This window comes from Roseomonas sp. TAS13, assembly GCF_001950415.1.
Taxonomy (GTDB): Bacteria; Pseudomonadota; Alphaproteobacteria; order Acetobacterales; family Acetobacteraceae; genus Roseomonas; species Roseomonas mucosa.
The window spans coordinates 1-3,446 of sequence record NZ_BDLP01000422.1; the positions used below are offsets into that span (position 1 = coordinate 1).

Here is a 3,446-nt window from a genome sequence, read left to right on the forward strand (position 1 = left end):
CGCGCCCGGCGGCAAGACGGCGCAGCTCGCCGCCGCCGGGGCGAGGGTCACGGCGGTGGAGAAGGATGCGAAGCGCGCCGGACGCCTGGGCGAGAACCTGCGCCGCCTGGGGCTGGAGGCGGAGCTGGCGGTCGCGGACGTGCTGGAATGGGCGCCGGCGGAGCGGTTCGACGCCATCCTGCTGGACGCGCCCTGCACCGCCACCGGCACCATGCGCCGGCACCCGGACGTGCCTTTCCTGAAGCGCGCCTCGGACATCGCGCCGCTGGCCGACCTGCAGCGCCGGATGCTGGCGGCGGCGGCGCGGCAATTGAAGCCCGGCGGGCGGCTGGTCTTCGCCACCTGCTCGCTGCAGCCGGAGGAGGGCGAGGCGCATCTGGCCACGGCCGCCACGCTGGGGCTGGAACTCGATCCGGTGCGGCCGAAGGAGGTGCCCGGCCTCGCCGAAGCCGTCACGCGGGACGGGGCGCTGCGCACCCGGCCCGATCTCTGGTCGGAACGCGGCGGGCTGGACGGCTTCTTCGCCGCCCGCTTCCGGGCGAGGGCCTAGGCCGTTTCCCGCACCCCGGGCGGGGCGGCTCCTACCGGCCCGGCTCGCCCAGGGTCTTGCGCAGGAAGTAGCGGGAATGGCCGGCCGGGTAGTCCTCCAGCGTGCCGAAGACGCTGTAGCCGAGCTTCTCGTAGAAGCCCCGCGCCTGGAAGCTGAAGGTGTCGAGCCAGGCGTAGCGGCAGCCGCGCCGCAGCGCCTCCTCCTCCGCCGCGATCAGGATGCGACGGCCGGTGCCCTGGCCCCGCGCTTCCGCCGGCAGGTGGAACATCTCCACGAAGAACCAGTCCCGGGTGGTGCGGCCGATCAGCCCGCCCAGCGGGTGGCCCGTCCCCGGATCGCGCAGGATGACCGCCAGGGGCCGCATCTCCAGCGGCCCGGCCCGTTCCGTGTTGAAGGCGATCAGCCCCCGGAAGACGGTCTCGCGCTCGGCCTCGGCCGGCGAATCGGTGACGGCGATCTGGGCATCCATGCGCCAGGGTGGCCGGCCCGCCTTCCGGGGGCAAGGCCGCACTTGCGGCGCAAGGCGCGGGGCTTTCCCGGGGAAGCGCCGCGAGGCCCGTTCCGCGAACGGCTTGTGGCATGGCGTGCCGATCCCGTACCTCTGCCGGCGCGGAACGGCGGAACCAGGCGCGGGATGACGGGTGGAGCTCAGGCAGGATCATGATTCGCTGGGCCATCCGGATCATGCTGTCGCTGGCGGTCCTGCTGCTGCTGGCGCTGGCCGGCGGCTGGTGGCTGCTGCCGCATCTCGACCTCGGCCCCGTGGCGGGGCGGGTCGGCGGCGCGCTGCTGGGGCGGGACCTGGCCTTCGCCGGGCTGAAGGTGGTGCCCGGGCACTGGACGCGCCTGGAGGTGCGGGGCCTGCGGCTGGCCGGGCTGCCCGGCGCGGCGCCCATGCTGGAGGTCGCCCAGGCCGAGGGCGAGCTGGATGTCCTGTCGCTGCTCCAGGGGCCGCCCGTGTTGCGGCACCTGTCGGTTTCCGGCGCGAGGCTGCGGCTGGAGCGGGCGCCGGACGGCACCGGCAACTGGCATTTCCACGCGAAGGGCCAACAGGAGGCCCAAGGGGAAGTCCGGGGGGCTGGCCGGCAGCCGGCCTCGGCACAGCCCCGGGACACGGCCTCCGCTGGCGCGGCCCCAGGGGCGGCTCCCGAGACAGCTCCTGGGGTGCCCGCCGGGCAGGCGGTCCCGCCGGCACAGGGGGCCGGGCCGGATGCCCTGCCGCCGGTCGATCCCCCCGGCCGGGCGGGCTTTCCCGCGCTGCTGGACCTCGTCCTGACCGATGGCGAGGTGGAGATCGCCACATCGGGCGGCAACCGGCTGCATGTCCGGCTCGACCGTGTTTCCCTCGGGGCGGAGGATCTGGACGAGCCGGTGCGGCTCAGCGCCCAGGGGGCCTATAACAGCCTGCCGCTGCGCCTGCAGGTCGATCTCGCCTCCTTCCTGGCGCTGCGCGACAAGAGCGGGCCCTGCCCCGTCACGTTGCGCGTGAATTCCGGCGACACCAGCCTGGGCTTCGGCGGCACCATGGCCGATCCGCTGAACCTGGATGGGGCGAAGGGGCAACTCGTGCTGGAGGCCGCGACGCCGGATGTCCTCCTCGCCATCGCCGGATCGCCGCCGCCGGAAGCGAAGGCAGGCCCGCCGCTCCGCCTTGCCGGCGTACTGGAACGCTCCGGCGACCATTGGCGGCTGCGCGATGCCTCGGGCGCCCTGGGCGGCTCGGCCATCGCGGGCGCGCGGCTGCGGCTCGACGAGGGCGCGCGGGGCGAGCCGGACAGGCTCGCCCTCGACCTGCCCTTCGCCCGCCTGGACCTGAACCGCCTGCTCGGCGCATCCGCCAGCGGCGGCTCGGGGGACACCACCGACCTGCCGCTGGTGGTGGACCGCTCGCCGGGGATGCTGGTCTCGGCCCGGATCAGCGCGGAGCAGCTCGACTACGGCACGCTGCGCCTTACCGGGGCCAGGCTCGCCGCCAGCCTGGAGCCGGGGCGCGTGGTGCTGGAGGACCTCTCGGGCGGCTATCTCGGCGGAAAGGTCGAGGGGCAGGGGGCGGTGGAAAGCCCGGCGGAGCCCGGCCAGCCCGATGCCCGCATCTCCGCCCGGCTCGCCGCCACCGGCCTGGATGTCCAGGCCCTGCGGCGGGAACTCGGCATCGGCCAGATCGACCTCCAGGGCCGGATGGACGGGCATGTCACGCTCAGCGCCCGCGGCGCGACGCTCAACGGCGCGGCGCGGGGCGCGCATGCCTCGGCCGTGGTGGGCATGACGGGCGGCAGCATCGCGCGCGAGTTGATCGAGCTCGCCTCGCAGGACCTGCGGGGCCTGTTCCGCACGGCGCGGGGGCAGAGCGCCATTTCCTGCCTCCTGGGCGTGGTGGACCTGCGCGACGGCGTCGCCACGGTCGCGCCCTTTCGCCTGCGGGCCGAGCACGGGACCATCGCCGGCAATGGCCGCTTCGACCTGCGCCGCCGGCAGATGGACCTGACCGTGGGCAGCGCCCGGTCCACCACCGGCATCCTGGCGCTGGATATCCCCGTGCGGGTCAGCGGCGCCTTCGCCGCCCCGTCCATCCGCCCCGCCCGCTGGACGCCGGAGGGACGCGCCCTGCTGGCCGCCGGCAACGTGCTGGAACGCATCCCGCCCGAACTCCGCGACTATGCCCGCCGCAGCCCCTGTCTCTCCCCTGGCTGAGCGCGGCAGGCTTCGCCCCGCCGGGCGTCACTCCAGCCGGGCGCCGGAGGCCCGCACCACCTCCGGCCAGCGCCGGGCCTCGGCGGTGACCAGGGCGCGGAAACGGTCCGGGCCGATGCCGGTGATCTCGAAGGCCTGGGCGCGGAGCTGGCCCGACACCTCCTGTCTCTTGATCACATCTACGCACAGCTCCACCGTAAGGCGA

At 75.0% G+C, this 3,446-nt stretch carries 2 protein-coding genes and 1 pseudogene; 2 read left to right on the plus strand and 1 reads right to left on the minus strand.

Features of this window, described 5'->3' with window-relative positions; genetic code table 11:
- Nucleotides 1–550, plus strand: a pseudogene (locus ROTAS13_RS21365) (rRNA cytosine-C5-methylase); the annotation flags it as partial.
- Between the two features lie 31 nt (nucleotides 551–581).
- On the opposite strand, the gene ROTAS13_RS21370 reads toward ROTAS13_RS21365, so the two are convergent.
- Nucleotides 582–1,019, minus strand: a complete 438-nt coding sequence (locus ROTAS13_RS21370) for a GNAT family N-acetyltransferase (protein WP_058389788.1) — start codon at nucleotides 1,017–1,019, stop codon at nucleotides 582–584.
- A 191-nt stretch (nucleotides 1,020–1,210) separates the two neighbouring features.
- Here ROTAS13_RS21370 and ROTAS13_RS21375 point away from each other — a divergent pair, with 191 nt between their 5' ends.
- Entirely contained in the window at nucleotides 1,211–3,241 is a 2,031-nt protein-coding gene (locus tag ROTAS13_RS21375) for an AsmA-like C-terminal region-containing protein (protein WP_075823343.1), read from the plus strand.
- Nucleotides 3,242–3,446: the final 205 nt, after the last annotated feature.

Coding starts and splice junctions, on each gene's coding strand:
- ROTAS13_RS21370 (WP_058389788.1), bottom strand. CDS start 1,019: ATGGATGCCCAGATCGCCGTCACCGATTCGCCGGCCGAGGCCGAGCGC.
- ROTAS13_RS21375 (WP_075823343.1), top strand. CDS start 1,211: ATGATTCGCTGGGCCATCCGGATCATGCTGTCGCTGGCGGTCCTGCTG.